Origin of the sequence: Pseudomonas entomophila L48 (genome assembly GCF_000026105.1) — a bacterium.
Taxonomy (GTDB): Bacteria; Pseudomonadota; Gammaproteobacteria; order Pseudomonadales; family Pseudomonadaceae; genus Aquipseudomonas; species Aquipseudomonas entomophila.
Genome location: NC_008027.1, coordinates 1,360,773 through 1,375,000, shown reverse-complemented (window position 1 = coordinate 1,375,000; position 14,228 = coordinate 1,360,773). Strand labels below are relative to the sequence as shown.

General features: G+C 64.9%; 13 protein-coding genes (1 of these 13 only partly in view). 6 read left to right on the top strand and 7 right to left on the bottom strand.

Annotated features, from left to right (window positions below; all coding sequences use genetic code 11):
- Window positions 1-795 carry the 3' portion of a formate/nitrite transporter family protein gene (locus PSEEN_RS06110; RefSeq protein ID WP_011532617.1) on the top strand. 87 nt of this gene lie to the left of the window's left edge, so only the last 795 of its 882 coding nucleotides appear in the window; its start codon lies off the left edge, out of view; its stop codon occupies window positions 793-795.
- On the opposite strand, the gene PSEEN_RS06105 is transcribed toward PSEEN_RS06110, so the two are convergent.
- Window positions 792-1,886 carry an MBL fold metallo-hydrolase gene (locus PSEEN_RS06105; RefSeq protein ID WP_083789154.1) on the bottom strand — a complete coding sequence of 365 codons (1,095 nt, stop codon included), beginning with the start codon at window positions 1,884-1,886 and terminating at the stop codon, window positions 792-794. The two genes, PSEEN_RS06110 and PSEEN_RS06105, sit on opposite strands and share 4 nt — an antisense overlap.
- A 126-nt stretch (window positions 1,887-2,012) precedes the next feature.
- Here PSEEN_RS06105 and PSEEN_RS06100 point away from each other — a divergent pair, with 126 nt between their 5' ends.
- The gene (locus PSEEN_RS06100; protein WP_011532615.1) at window positions 2,013-3,089 is read left to right on the top strand and encodes a diguanylate cyclase; all 1,077 of its coding nucleotides are present in this window, start codon (window positions 2,013-2,015) and stop codon (window positions 3,087-3,089) included.
- A 51-nt stretch (window positions 3,090-3,140) separates the two neighbouring features.
- The gene (locus PSEEN_RS06095) at window positions 3,141-5,723 is read left to right on the top strand and encodes a bifunctional diguanylate cyclase/phosphodiesterase (protein ID WP_011532614.1); all 2,583 of its coding nucleotides are present in this window, start codon (window positions 3,141-3,143) and stop codon (window positions 5,721-5,723) included.
- 11 nt (window positions 5,724-5,734) lie between these two features.
- Here the strand turns inward: PSEEN_RS06095 and PSEEN_RS06090 are convergent, their stop codons facing one another.
- Window positions 5,735-6,061 carry a DUF2025 family protein gene (locus PSEEN_RS06090; RefSeq protein ID WP_011532613.1) on the bottom strand — a complete coding sequence of 109 codons (327 nt, stop codon included), beginning with the start codon at window positions 6,059-6,061 and terminating at the stop codon, window positions 5,735-5,737.
- A 186-nt stretch (window positions 6,062-6,247) separates the two neighbouring features.
- On the opposite strand from PSEEN_RS06090, the gene PSEEN_RS06085 reads away from it, so the two are divergent.
- Window positions 6,248-7,462: a GAF domain-containing sensor histidine kinase gene (locus tag PSEEN_RS06085; protein WP_011532612.1), complete on the top strand. Its 1,215-nt coding sequence runs from the start codon at window positions 6,248-6,250 to the stop codon at window positions 7,460-7,462.
- On the opposite strand, the gene PSEEN_RS06080 is transcribed toward PSEEN_RS06085, so the two are convergent.
- Window positions 7,401-8,318: a LysR family transcriptional regulator gene (locus PSEEN_RS06080; RefSeq protein WP_011532611.1), complete on the bottom strand. Its 918-nt coding sequence runs from the start codon at window positions 8,316-8,318 to the stop codon at window positions 7,401-7,403. The two genes, PSEEN_RS06085 and PSEEN_RS06080, sit on opposite strands and share 62 nt — an antisense overlap.
- Before the next feature lie 119 nt (window positions 8,319-8,437).
- Between PSEEN_RS06080 and PSEEN_RS06075 the strand changes: the two genes are divergently transcribed.
- Window positions 8,438-9,196 (top strand): SDR family NAD(P)-dependent oxidoreductase, encoded by a 759-nt coding sequence (locus tag PSEEN_RS06075; protein ID WP_011532610.1) that lies wholly within the window; start codon window positions 8,438-8,440, stop codon window positions 9,194-9,196.
- 4 nt (window positions 9,197-9,200) lie between these two features.
- Here the strand turns inward: PSEEN_RS06075 and PSEEN_RS06070 are convergent, their stop codons facing one another.
- Window positions 9,201-9,980, bottom strand: a complete 780-nt coding sequence (locus PSEEN_RS06070; RefSeq protein ID WP_011532609.1) for a LysR family transcriptional regulator — start codon at window positions 9,978-9,980, stop codon at window positions 9,201-9,203.
- A gap of 101 nt (window positions 9,981-10,081) precedes the next feature.
- On the opposite strand from PSEEN_RS06070, the gene PSEEN_RS06065 reads away from it, so the two are divergent.
- Window positions 10,082-10,810, top strand: a complete 729-nt coding sequence (locus PSEEN_RS06065) for an SDR family oxidoreductase (protein WP_011532608.1) — start codon at window positions 10,082-10,084, stop codon at window positions 10,808-10,810.
- A 128-nt stretch (window positions 10,811-10,938) separates the two neighbouring features.
- On the opposite strand, the gene PSEEN_RS06060 is transcribed toward PSEEN_RS06065, so the two are convergent.
- Genes PSEEN_RS06060 through PSEEN_RS06050 form a run of 3 tightly spaced genes read right to left on the bottom strand, consistent with a single transcriptional unit; the run spans window position 10,939 to window position 14,001 of the window.
- Window positions 10,939-11,808, bottom strand: coding sequence for an efflux RND transporter periplasmic adaptor subunit (locus PSEEN_RS06060; RefSeq protein WP_011532607.1), 870 nt, complete (start codon window positions 11,806-11,808; stop codon window positions 10,939-10,941).
- 11 nt (window positions 11,809-11,819) lie between these two features.
- Complete coding sequence (locus PSEEN_RS06055) at window positions 11,820-12,026, bottom strand: DUF1656 domain-containing protein (RefSeq protein ID WP_011532606.1); 207 nt, start codon at window positions 12,024-12,026, stop codon at window positions 11,820-11,822.
- Window positions 12,013-14,001, bottom strand: a complete 1,989-nt coding sequence (locus tag PSEEN_RS06050) for an FUSC family protein (RefSeq protein WP_011532605.1) — start codon at window positions 13,999-14,001, stop codon at window positions 12,013-12,015. Before PSEEN_RS06050 ends, PSEEN_RS06055 begins: the two co-directional genes overlap by 14 nt.
- Window positions 14,002-14,228 lie beyond the last annotated feature (227 nt).

Genomic DNA, 14,228 nt, shown 5'->3' with positions numbered 1-14,228 from the left:
GTGCTGCACGAGATCATCCGCTACCAGGGCGACCAGGAGCTGGAACGTACCCTCGCCGCCTTATGGTGGTCGGCGCTGGCGGCGGGCCTGACCATGGGCCTGTCGTTGATGGCCATGGGACTGTTCTATGCCCGCTTGCCCGAAGGCGACAGCGCCCAGGTGATCGCCAGCCTGGGTTATGCCGCAGGCTTTCTCGCGGTCATACTGGCCCGCCAGCAATTATTCACCGAGAACACCCTGACTGCTGTCCTGCCGGTCATGACCACCCCCACCTTGGCCAACCTTGGCCGCCTGCTGCGCCTATGGTGCATCGTCCTGCTGGGGAATCTGGCGGGTACGCTGCTGGTGGCCTGGGTAATGCTCGAGCTGCCGATCTTCGACGCCAAGACCGATACCGCCTTCCTCGAGGTGGGCCGCAAGGTAATGGAGAACGGCATTACGCAGATGTTCGCCAAGGGCATCGTCTCGGGCTGGATGATCGCCACCATGGTGTGGATGATCCCGTCCATGGAGCACGCCAAGATCTGGATCATCCTGATGATCACCTACCTGATGGCCCTGGGTGACTTCACTCATATAGTAGTGGGCTCGGTGGAGGTGTCCTACCTGGTCTGGGCCGGCGAGCAGACCTGGCGCGCATTCTGGCTGGACTTCGCCCTGCCCACCCTGGCCGGCAACATCATTGGTGGCAGCTTCATCTTCGCCCTGATCAGTCATGCCCAGGTACGCAGCGACAGCGGCAAGCCACCCTCGAAGCTGTTAAAGGATACAAAACACTCGAGAACAGAAAGCTAGCGTACCGCGACTGCCCGTTCAGCCGCCCTGCCCTGCTGCGGTAAAGGCCGTGGCCGCCACCAGTTCTGCCCAGGATGGGGGGAATCGAGACTGACCCGCTCCCCCATCTGGGGCGTGCTCAGTTGCACCTGCTCGGCATTGGCCAATGCAAGGATGCGCTCGAAAGGCTCCTGCCAGCTGTGGATAGAAAGATCGAACGTGCCGTTATGGATGGGCAACAGCCAACGCCCACGCAGATCCAGATGCGCCTGCAGGCTTTGCTCCGGCTGCATGTGCACGCTTGGCCAGGCTACGTTATAGGCACCCGTTTCGATCAGGGTCAGGTCGAACGGCCCATAGCGCTCGCCGATTTCCCGGAAGCCCGCGAAATATCCGGTATCGCCACTGAAGAATACCCGCAGGTCTTCGTCAATCATTACCCAGGACGCCCACAGCCGACGATTGCTGTCGAACAGCCCACGCCCGGAAAAATGCTGCGCCGGGGTGGCCACGAAGCGCACGCCCTCGACCTCGGTCTCCTGCCACCAGTCCAGTTGCCGCACCTTGTCGGGCGGTACTCCCCATTCGGCCAGCAGATCGCCCACGCCCAGCGGCGCGAGGAAATGCTCAGTGCGAGGCGCCAAGCGGCGAATGGCCTGTTCATCGAGGTGGTCGAAATGGTCATGGGAAAGAATGACCGCCGTCAGCGGCGGCAGGTCATCGAGCGCCAGAGGCGGCGCATGGAAACGCAAGGGCCCGGCCCACTGCACGGGCGAGGCGCGCTCGGCGAACACCGGGTCGGTAATGAAGAAGCGCCCGCGCAACTTGAGCAATACGGTGGAGTGCCCTAGGCGCCAAAGGCTATGGTCCGGGGCATCGAGCACCTGCTGGCGGGTCATGGGCTGCAGGCTCAGCGCCGCATCCGGTCGGGTTTCGGGCGGTTTGCGCAGCAGCAGGTACTTGAAGCCAATGCGCAGCTTCTTGAGCACTCCATCCTTGGGCAGCGCGACCTGGTTGTGAAAACGTCCATCCCGATGCGGTGCCGACTCGCCGGCAGGGGTAGCCATGGGGACCATGAGCAGGAACACTCCGAGCAAGAGGAAAGCCTTCATGCTACTCCATAGGGATCGGATCAACCGTGAATTGGCTTGCAAGGTCATTTTTCGCAGATGAACGATTGTTCAACAATATTCACACGACTTATGCGATAAACGGCGCCTCACAGAAGAACGACAACCATGATCGACAACCGCAGCGGCAAGGGGCTTTCTTTCGTCAGGCGCATCTACCTGCCGCGGATCATCGGCCTGGGCATCGGCCTGTTCAGCGTGATGGCCGCCGTCGCACCGCTGGCGCTGCCGCACTGGGCCTGGGCACTGCTGCTTTTCAACGGCCTGGCGTGGCCGCATGTGGCTTACGCATGGGCGCGACACTCGGCCAACCCGTACCAAGCTGAACAACGCAACATGCTGCTCGACTCGTTGATGGGCGGCTTCTGGACTGCGGCCATGCACTTCAACCCGCTGCCCGGCGTGACCATCCTGTCGATGATGACCATGAACAACGTCGCCGCCGGTGGCAAGCGCCTGCTGGTGCGGGGCCTGCTGGCCCAGCTTTGCGGCATGCTGCTGGCCAGCGCCCTGCTCGGCACCGGACTGCAACCGCAGGCCACGCAATTGCAGGTACTTGCCTGCCTGCCGATGCTCACGCTGTACCCGCTGGCCCTGGGCGGGGTGTGCTACCAGCTGGCAATCAAGCTGGCCGAGCACAAGCGCCGGCTCAGTGCCCTGAGCCGCACCGACAGCCTTACCGGCCTGCTCAACCATGGTTCCTGGAAGGACCTGCTGCTGCTCAAGTTCCAGATCTGCCAGCAACAACAACTGCCGGCGGTCATTGCCCTGATCGACATCGACCACTTCAAGACCATCAACGATACCTACGGCCATGTAGTCGGCGACTGCGTGTTGCGCCAACTCAGCCAGGAGCTCAAGCGCAGCCTGCGCGAGGATGACCTGGCCGGGCGCTACGGTGGCGACGAGTTCTGCGTGATTCTCCCTGGCACACAGGAAGCCCATGCCTGCCAGGCCATGGAGCGCCTGCGCGAGCGCGTGGGCGACTATCGAAACCCGCAGCTGCCGGACCTGCGCATCAGCCTCAGCATCGGCCTGGCGGCATTCCAGCCAGGCCTGCCGACTCCGGAGCACTGGCTGGCCGAGGCCGATCGGGCGCTCTATGCGGCCAAGCACCAGGGGCGCGACCAGGTCAATTTCGCCCGCGGCGGCGTCACAGCGCTCAGGCTGGCCTATCCTGAGTGAAGCTTCCCCCAGGCTCGGGCGGAAGACGGCTGTCGAAGGAGTCGCCCGTACATGGACAGGAACGTCGACCTTTCACCTTCCACCCCCACCTCACGCCTGCAGATGCGTCGGCTGGTCGGCGGCTTCTGCGCCGTGTTCGGCCTGGCCTGCCTGATCGCCCTCGGTGCCTTGTTCAACATCGCCGCCACCCTCGACCGGCAGGAGCGCGACCGCAGCACCTTCCACGCCACCCAGGCGCTGGAGCAACGGCTGCTGGCCTCGCGTCAGTTTCTTTCCAGCTATGCCGTCTGGGACGTCGCCTACGAGCATCTGGTTGGCAAGGTCGACTGGCAATGGGCCTATGACGAGAAGAACGTCGGCGAATCGCTGTACAGCGCCAGCGGCTACGAGGGTGTATTCGTGGTCGAGGACGAGCGCACCAGCTACGCGCTGTTCAAAGGCAAGCCCAGCCACTCCCCCGCCAGCGCCTATGTGGACACCGCGTTGGCGCCATTGATCGACGAAGCGCGCAAGGCCGCCCCGGCACGCGAGCAAGTCACCCATTTCATTCGCTTCAATGGCTGGCCGGCGGTGCTCAGCGCCGCGGCGATAAGGCCCGACAAGGAAGTGACCGAAAGCGAGGTCAGCCAGGCACCGGTGATGCTGTTCATCGACCAGTTGACCGAAGCGAAGCTCGCCCGCCTGGGCGAAGGCGCAGGGCTGGCCAGGATGCGCCTGGAGAAAAACGTCGCCGAAGCGCCCGAACAACCCCATATCGACCTGGGTGATACCGGCTACCACCTGGCCTGGGACAGCCCCGAGCCCGGCCGCCAGTTGTTATGGGCAGTACTTCCGCCTTTGCTGGGTGTGCTGCTGATCATGGGCTTGGTGCTGGCCTACCTGTTCCGCCACGCCCTACGCAGTTCCCAGGCCATCGACCAAAGCCTGCTGCGCCTGCAGCAGAGCAACCAGGCCCTGGAGGCCAGCGAGCAGCGTTTTCGGGCCGTGGCCGAGGCAGCGTCCGACTGGATCTGGGAGACCGACCGGCACCATCGATTGACCTACCTGTCGCAACGTTTCGTCAAGGTCACCGGCTACCCGGTCGAGCACTGGCTGGGGCAGCCACTCAACCAGTTGCTGGCCTGTGACACCACGCCCTTGCTGCCCTGGCTGGACAGCCAGGCCGACAGCGACGCGCAACAACTGGCCAACCTGCGCTGCAACTACGACGATGCCACCGGGCAGAACCGCTATTGCCGCGTCTCGGCGCGTTCGATCGTGTTCGACGGCAAACTCGCCGGGTTCCGCGGCACGGCCAGCGACATCACCGACGAGGTCGCCGCCCATGCCCGCATCCAGCACCTGTCGATGCACGATGCCCTGACGGGCCTTGCCAACCGCAACAAACTGTCGCGTCACCTCGAACAAGCGTTGCTTCGCGGCAGCGACTCGCCGCCCCTGACCTTGCTGCTGCTCGACCTGGACAGCTTCAAGCCGATCAACGACTCCCTCGGCCACCCCGCTGGCGACGCGGTGCTGCAGGAAGTCGCCAATCGCCTGCGCGACACCACCCGTGACGATGACCTGGTCGCCCGCCTGGGCGGCGACGAATTCGTACTGGTGCTGCATGGCGTGGACACCCGCAGCGAAATCGACCGTTTCTGCGCCCGCCTGCTCGACCTGCTGCAGCAACCGATCAGCTACGAGGCGCATCAATTGCATATCGGCGCCAGCATCGGCGTAGCCCAGACCCGGGTCCAGGGCTACGATGCCGGCGAACTGATCCGCTGCGCCGACATCGCCCTCTACCAGGCCAAGGCCGACGGCAAGAACACCTGGCGCTACTTCTCGCCGGAGATGAACCAGCAGATCCAGTACCGTCGCCAGCTGGAAAACGACCTGCGCCGGGCCATCAAACAGCACGAGTTCGTTTTGCACTATCAACCGCGCTATCGCCTGGACGACCTGCACATCGTCTCGGTCGAGGCCCTGCTGCGCTGGCAACACCCCCAGGAGGGCCTGCTGGGGCCGGACACGTTCATCCCGCTGGCCGAGCAGAGCGACCTGATCGTGCCCCTGGGTCGCTGGGTGCTGGCCGAAGCCTGCCGCGCTGCCCGCGACTGGCCCGAAGAGTTGCTGGTGTCGGTCAACCTGTCACCCGCGCAGTTCTCCCGCAGCGACGTGGTCGCCGATGTGCGCCAGGTGCTGCTGGAGACCGGCTTCCCGGCCCAGCGCCTGGAACTGGAGATCACCGAGAACGTCATGCTCAACGATATCGAGGGCGCCCTGGGCACCATGCTCGCGCTCAAGGAACTGGGTGTGCGCCTGAACATGGATGATTTCGGTACCGGCTACTCGTCGCTGGGCTACCTGCGCACTTATCCGTTCGACAGCATCAAGATCGACAAACGCTTCATTGCCGGGCTGAGCAGCCAGAGCGGTAACGACAAGGCGGTGGTTCAGGCCATCATCAGCCTCGGCCAGGCCATGGGCCTGACCGTCACCGCCGAGGGGGTGGAGACCGAGCAGCAGCTCCAGGCGCTGGGCAAGGAGAACTGCCACGAGGTGCAGGGCTACTACCTGAGCAAGCCGGTAGACCGGGAAGGCTTCGAGGCCTTGCTGTCGGCGCGGGATGTACGCCAAGGCGTTTCCTGAGCCACCGACACCTATCGGGTGATGGGGCTGCGCTCGGCGACGATTTCCGGCAGGTCGGTACGCCGCAGGTAGAGGCGCAGGGGCTCGCCGATGTTCAGGCGGTCGTCGACATGCTGGCCGAACAGCAGCGCCAGGCGCTCGCGGCACAGTGCCATACGCCGATCGCCTTCGGCGCGCCAGACGAACTCGCTGCAGGGGGTAATGCTGTCGTCGGCCACATCCATGCCGAACGAATCTTCGGAAAAGCGCACGATATGGGTGCCGCGCTTGCCGTGGAAACCGACGAAACCCTTGAGCTGGTCGGCGGCGTTGCAGATGTCCTGGGACGTGATGGCCATGACGTAACCTCGCAAAAAGTTCGGAAGTGACGCACGCCGGGCTGGGGCGGTCGCCTCTGGTGGGCTACGCGCAGGTGCCAGCCTAACGCAACTGCGAGACTGTTCGCCAAGGTTTTTCATTCGCCTTTCACAAGCCCGCTAGACTGGTTCATGACCCCTTTTGCCAGTGATCACTGCGGAACGTTCATGACCCAGGCCGTCAGCACCGACATCGCCATCATCGGCCGTATCAATGCGGTGCCCGCCATTCTCCAGGTGATCTGCGAGACCACCGGGCTGCGCTTTGCCGCCGTGGCGCGGGTGACCGAAAACAGCTGGACGGCCTGCGCCGTGCAGGACACCCTGGGTTTTGGCCTGGATGTAGGTGGCGAGCTCGACGTGGCCACCACGCTGTGCCACGAGATCCGCAGCACCCGCCAGACCATCGTGATCGACAAGGCCAGCGAAGATGAGCAGTACTGCGCTCATCACGCGCCGAAACAGTACCGTTTCGAGAGTTACATCTCGGTACCGGTGCTGCGTACCGATGGCAGCTTCTTCGGCACCATCTGCGCCCTTGACCCTAACCCGACCGCACTGAAGGGCACGGCCATCCAGCCAATGATGGAATCTTTCGCACGTTTGCTGGCGATCCAGATCGAGAGCGAGGCAAACGCCCAGCGCACCGAGCAGGCCCTGCAGAAGGAACGGGCCATGGCTGAAGTGCGAGAACAGTTCATTGCCGTGCTGGGGCACGATCTGCGCAACCCGTTGTTTGCCATCACCGCCGGCGCCGAGTTGCTGAGCCAGCGCCTGCAGGATGACAAACAGCTGCTGATCGCCCAGCACATCCTGACCTGCGGCCAACGTGCCACCCAGCTCGTGCGCGATGTCCTGGACTTCGCCCGTGGGCGTTTGGGCGCCGGCATCGCGCTCAACCTGCAACCCTGCCACGACCTGCGCGAGGCGCTGTGCCATGTCGCCTCGGAGCTGCAGCGGGTGCACCCGCAACGGCGCATCGACCTGCAGATCGGCGAAATCAATGGGCTGTTCTGCGACCGCGAGCGAATCACGCAACTTCTGTCGAACCTGATCGCCAACGCCCTGGCCCATGGCGCGCCAGACAGTCCGGTGACCGTGTGTGCCAGCATCGAGGCCCGCACCTTCAACCTGAGCGTGCACAACCAGGGCACGCCGATTCCTGCCCAGACCTTGCCGCTGCTGTTCCAGCCCTTCACTCGCCCGATGTCCGACACCCCGCAACAAGGCCTGGGGCTGGGCTTGTACATTGCCAGCCAGATCGCCCTGGCCCACGGCGGGCATATGGAAGTGGCGTCCAGCGTCCAGGGCGGTACCTTGTTCAGCTTGCGCCTGCCGCTGGATCGACCTGGGGTTCCAGCAATACCGCCAGCCAGTTCATGAAGGCCTGGACCCGGCGCGGCACATGGCGTTGCCGGGCGTACAGCAGCGACACCGGCATCGCTTGCGCCTGCCAGGGCTCGAGCACCGACACCAGTTCACCCCGACGAAGGTGTTCATCCACCCCGACCACCGGCACCTGGATCAAGCCAAGACCAGCCAGGCAAGCTGCCGAGTAGGCCTCGGCGTTGTTGACCGTGACCACGCCGCCCATGGCCTGGAAACGCAGCTCGCCGTCCTGCTCGTACTCGAACCCCTGGCTGCGGGCACCTAACGTGCGCACATAGTGGACCAGGCTATGGTCGGCGAGGTCCGAGAGGCTTCTCGGAATACCATGGCGCTCAAGGTACGCAGGGCTGGCGCAATTGCACATGCTCAGGCGGCCAACCGGGCGAGCCACCACGTCCAGGTCGCCCAGCGTGCCGATCCGCATCACGCAATCGAACCCCTCGCGCAGCAGGTCGACCTGGCGGTCGGTGCAACTGATCTCCACCTCCAGCCGCGGGAAACGCTCGAGAAACCCTGGCAGGGCCGGCACGATGACCCGCCGCGCCATCATGGTTGGCAGGTCGATGCGCAGACGCCCGGCCAGCTCGGCATCGTCGGTGCGGAACAGGCTTTCGATTTCGTCCATGCCCGACAGCAGGTCCTTGCTGCGCTCGTAGAGCAGCGCGCCGTCCTGGGTCACCTGCACCCGACGGGTGGTGCGGTTGAACAGGCGCGTACCGAGCAGGTTTTCCAACGCCCGCACCTGCTCGGAGACGGTCGAACGCGGCAGCCCGAGGCTGTCGCCGGCCTGGGTGAAACTGCACAACTCGCTGACCCTCACGAAGGTGCGCAAAAGCTCCAGCTTATTCATCGATGGCATCCACTGTCCAAATTTAACGAACAGTATTTCCGGATTCACTGGATTTAACAGCATCCATCCGATCAATAACCTGTCGCCAACAGCCACCGCCCCACCACGAGGTAACCGCAATGACTCGCAAGATCGCCTTGATCACTGGCGCCAGCCGCGGCCTGGGCCGCAATGCCGCCGAACACCTGGCCGCTCGCGGCGTCGATATCATCGGCACCTACCACAGCAAGGCCGACGAGGCCCAGGCCGTGGCAGCAAGGCTGGAACAGGCTGGCGTGCGGGCTGCCATGTTGCAGCTTGACGTCAGCGACAGCGCCAGCTTCGCCACCTTCATCGAACGCCTGGGTGACACCCTTGAGCAGCGGTTTGGTCGCCATCAGCTGGACTTCCTAGTGAATAACGCGGGCATCGGCTTGAACGTGCCGTTCAGCGAAACCAGCGAAGCGCAGTTCGACCAGTTGCTGAACATCCAGCTAAAGGGCCCCTTCTTCCTGACCCAGCGCCTGCTGCCCTTGATTGCCGACGGCGGACGCATCGTCAACATTTCCACCGGCCTGACCCGCTTCGCCCTGCCCGGCTATGCCGCCTATGCGGCGATGAAGGGGGCGATGGAAGTGCTGACCCGTTACCAGGCCAAGGAGCTGGGGCCACGTGGTATCCGGGTGAACATTCTTGCGCCGGGCGCCATCGAGACCGACTTCGGCGGTGGGGTGGTGCGCGACAACGCGCAAGTCAACGACTTCATTGCCGGGAACACCGCGCTCGGGCGGGTTGGCTTGCCCGATGACATCGGCGCGGCCATCGCTTTGTTGCTGGAAGAGGGCAATGGCTGGATCACCGGGCAGCGCCTGGAAGTCTCCGGCGGCATGTTCCTCTGATCGTTCAAGGCCCCATGAGTGCCTGGTGCAAGCTGGTCAACGCCGGCAGTGCCAGGGCCTGGGTGGTCAGGCACAGACCGATCCGACGGCGCAACGCCAACCCCGGGGCGGGTTGCCAGTAGACCCCGGGGTGTCGCTCGACCAGTGACTGGGGTAGCCACGCCGCCCCCAGGCCAGCGGCGACCATGATCAGGGCCTGCTGCAGCGAGCCGGCTTGCCCGACCTGCTCCCCCTCGTCATAGAGACTCATCAACCGCTGGTGCGAGGGGTGCTGCGGGCAGGTGATCCAGCGTCCGTCCGGCTGGCTGCCCGTGGCCATCGTCAGGACAAAGGCCTCCTCCCATAGCGGCAGGAACAGTTCGTCCTCGCAACGCTGGGCCTCGTCGGCCAGCCGCGCGTCACCGTCGCAGCCCTCCAGCAAGGTCAGTTGCAACCCGGCCACTGCCTGGCTGGCCAGGCGCACGCATGCCTCGAGTTGGGCCGGCGCGATATCCGCCTCGATGCCCAAGGTCAAGGGCACCCGCTCCTGCCCCTGGCGAAAACGCAGGCGCAACGCGTCGGCTTCGGCCACCATGCGACAGGCCAGAGGATACAGCTCACGGGCCTGTTCGCTGACCTCGACGCCACGGGCCTGGCGTGTAAACAGTTCGGCGCCCAGATCGTCCTCCAACTGGCGGATGGTCACCGACAAGGTCGGCTGGGCCACGCACAGGCGCTGGGCGGCTACAGTGATGTTGCGTTCCTCGAATACCGCGATGAACGCCTTGAGGTGACGGATATCCATAGATAGAACCGATGCCAGCCAGAGAAATATGCCGTTTTTCATGGCTGGGAGTGCTATCTAGAATCCCTGCCATCGAAAGCGATTATGCCTTGGAGGCCACCATGAACAAACCACTGATCATCGTCACCGGCGCCAGCTCCGGCATCGGCGCCGCCACAGCCCGTCTGTTTTCCGCTGCAGGCCACCCCTTGCTGCTGATTGCCCGGCGCCTGGAGCGCCTGGAAGCCCTGGCACTGCCCAATGCCCTGTGCCGCGCGGTGGACATCCGTGATCGCGCCACGCTGGTGGCAGCCGTAAAGGAAGCCGAATCCCTGCATGGGCCGGCCGACGCGCTGGTGAACAACGCCGGGGTGATGCTGCTCGGGCAGGTGAGCGAGCAGGACCCGGAGCAGTGGGAACGCATGTTCGACATCAATGTGAAGGGGCTGCTCAATGGCGTGCATGCGCTGATCGGCGGCATGGTCGAACGGCGCCATGGCACGCTGATCAACGTCAGCTCGGTGGCCGGGCGCAAGACCTTCCCCAACCATGTGGCCTACGTGGGCAGCAAGTTCGCCGTGCATGGCTTGTCGGAGAACCTGCGCGAGGAACTGGCGCCGCACAACGTGCGCGTGGTCACCATCGCACCGGGCGCGGTGGAGACCGAGTTGCTGGGGCATACCACCGACGAGGACATCAAGCGCGGCTACGAGGCCTGGAAAACCAATGACATGGGCGGCGTGGTGCTGAGCGCCGAGGATGTGGCCGGGGCGATCCTGTGGGCCTACCAGCAGCCACAGCAGGTGTGCATTCGCGAAATCGTGCTGGCGGCCACCGCGCAGCAGCCCTGAGAACAGCCGCCGCTCGCCGGTAGGAGCCGGCTTGCCGGCGAACCAGCCACCGCACTGCATGGCACCGGCTTCGCCGGTGTTCGCGGGGCAAGCCCGCTCCCACGCCTTCCCGCGATGGGCCGTCCGACTCAGCGTTCAGACTGATCCTCATGCACTTGAACGCTGGCCGTCATCCCCGCGCTCAAGGTCACCCCCTCGGGGATCTGGTCCAACCGTATGCGCACCGGAATCCGCTGCGCCAGCCGCACCCAGTTGAAGGTGGGCTCCACCTCCGGCAGTAACTGCCCGTCAGGTGTCGAGTTACGGTCGGTGATCCCACGGCTGATGCTTTCAACATGCCCTTGCATCGACTCGCCCGCGCCCATCAACCACACGTTCACCGTATCGCCGACACGAATGCGCGGCAGCTTGGTTTCCTCGAAATAGGCCTGGATATAGAAGGTGGCATCGTCCACCAGCGCCATCACCGACTGCCCGGTATTGACGAAGTTGCCCTCGGCCAGGCGCAGGTTGGTGATATGCCCGCCACGTGGGGCGCGCACCTCGCTGCGTGCCAGGTTGATCCTGGCCACCTGTAACTGCGCCTCGGCTTCATGCAGTTCGCCGCGGGCAACGGCGGCGTTGATCTGGGCGTTCTCGCGCAGCTCGGCACTGATCGCCTCGGTCCCCAGCGCTGTGCGCCGCGCCGCTTCGCGATCACGCAGACGCAGTTGCTGGGTGCGGGTCTCGACCACGGCACTGGCCTGATCGAAGGCGGCCTGGAAACGCTCGCGGTCGATGGTCATCAGCAATTCACCGGCCTTGACCTGCTGGTTGTCGCGGACCTTGAGCGCACTGACCCAGCCCGACACATCGGGGGCGATCACCACCACGTCGGCACGCACCCGCGCATCCCGGGTCCAGGGCGTGAGCATGTAGTACTGCCAGAGCTGGTAGCCGGCGAACACGGCAAGGATCACCACGCACAGGGTGACCAGGGTACGTACGGCTGTACGCATCTAACGACTCCTTACATTGGGCCCAGTAGACGTACCACCAGGTACAGGACACAAACGAACAACGCCGCGTCGAACAGCGCTTCATGCCAGATCCAGCGCCCCAGGGGGGTGGCCTGGACCACCAGGCGCAGCACGCCGGTGAGCAACAGCGCCATCAACACGTAGATCAGAAACGGGCTGAGCAGCACGCCGCCCAGCGCCCACTCACGCAGCCCCATGGGTATCCTCCTGCCAGCGGCACCACTTGCCCCAGCTTTTGCGCAATTGCAACACCGCCCCTTCGGCCAGGCGCAGCGGATCGCTGGGCGTCTGGCGATGCAGGGCTTCGATGAACTGTTCGCTGGCGGCATCCAGGCGCTGGCCGCGGCCAGGCGCCGGGCCGCTGGCGAGCACCGCCTCCAGCTGTTGCAGGTACTGGCGCTCGGCGCTGCCCAGGGGGGCATTGGCCACGGCCAGGCACATGCGCAGGTGCACCAGTTCGTCGCCAATGTCCAGGCCATGCAGGCCATCATCCCAACGTTTGCGCTCAGCTTCCGGCAATTCGCTGGCATGCCGCGCCAGCTGCATCAGGCGATCGGCCATGCGGCCGCCAAACCAGCTGTCGGCACCGCGCAGATCACGCCGGGTCAGGCGCACCAGGTCGCCTTGGGTGGCCGCCCGCAGACGCCGACCCAGCCAGGCCGGATGGCGCAGCACCACCAGGCGGAAAGCCAGCACTGCGGCGCCCACCCCCACCAGCATGGCCTGGGCGCTGTTGAGCATGCTCGCGACGTCGAAATGCATGGCATTGAGCGGCGCCACCAGCACGATGAAGTGCAGGCAGTAGGAGGTGGCGGTGGCGCCGATGCGCGGATGAGCCATGCCCAGGGCGCCGAAGAACAGTGGCACGCCCATGCCCAGGCAAAGCATGGCGAAGCTGCTCCATTGCGGCAGCAGGATCTGCCCGACCAGGAACGCCACCGGGATCGCCAGCAGGATGCCACGCAGGAAGCTCAAGCCGATCTGCGCGCCGTTCTCGCGGCTGGCGAACAGGCTGCAGACCACGCAGGTCAACACCAGGCCACCCGGCGCCGAAGGCCAGGCAGTGGCCAGCCAGAAGCTGCTCATCACCAGGAACGCCAGGGCACTGCGTGATCCGAACAAAAGGGCCAGCGACAGGTCGCGGTGGGCGGCCAGGCTTTGCGCGACTTCCTTCGGCGCCCTGCCCTGCTCCACATCATCGAGGGCCTGGCTGGCGGCCATCGCGTAGTCCAGCAGCAGGGTTAGGCGTGCCAGGCAGTAGTGCTCGGCGGAGCTTATCCGTTCGTCGTGGGCCGCGTCCCAGAGGCGCTGGCGCAGCACCAGCAGGCTGGGCTGGCTGGGCGTGGCCAGCTGGGCGCGGACCTCGTCCAGCCAGGGCAACAGGTGCCGGGCTTCGGCCTCGTCGAGCTGACGCCACTGCCGGCGCACCGAGCGCGACAGGCGCAACAGCACCATGAGTTTCTGGCTCAGGCCCTGGATCGCCCGGGCCCGTTGCCGACCGCGATTGCCTTCGAACCAGGCGTGTTCGCGCTGGGCGTCAATGGCGACAATACGCCCGAGGGTCTCCAGCAGCCCTTTGCGCGCCTCGTCTTCGCCCGCGAGCATGGCACTGGCCGCCTGCAGACCGTTCTGCCAAGCCTGGCGGGCCTGGCCGGCGAGTTGCTGTTCCACCCGCATGGGCCAGACCAGAGCACTGCTGGCGGTGGCGCAACAGATCCCTAGGCTGATTTCGGTGCAGCGGGCCACGGCCTGGTCAAACACCTGCAGCGGGTGATCGATCGCCGGCAGGGCGATGATCGCCGCGGTGTAGCCGGCCAGTACGAAGGCATAGGCCCAGGCGCTGCGCAACTGGGTGGAGGCGGCGGTGCACAGCGCCAGCCAGAGCGCCAGGGTGAGCAGGAACAGCCAAGGCGTCTGCGCGAACAGACCAATGAACACCACCGACATGAAGGTACCGACCAGCGTCCCGGCCAACCGCGCAAGGCCCTTCTGCACCACCATGCCCGACAGCGGCTGGGCCACGATGAACGCGGTCATCAAGGCCCAGGCAGGCTGCTCCAGCCCCCAGCGCAACGCCAGCCACAGCGCCAGGCCGCCACCGAGCAAGGTCTTGAGGGCGAACTTCAGGGCGAGGCTGCTGGGTGCGAACAGGGCCTGGAGGGTGATGGGCACGAATCGGACCTTGCGGGAGATTGAGGTGTAGAGAGAACGATAGACAACAAGAGAGAGGATAAGACGGAAAGCATTAATTAGCTAGCTAATCATCTTGTTTGGCGGGGAGCGTTCCTGCGCCTGCGAAATCGAGCGCCGCGGGGCGGCGCATCGCGGATGAATCCGCTCCTACAACAGGGCGCAGAAAATTCCAGGCAAAAAAATGGGCGACCGAAGTCGCCCTAAAT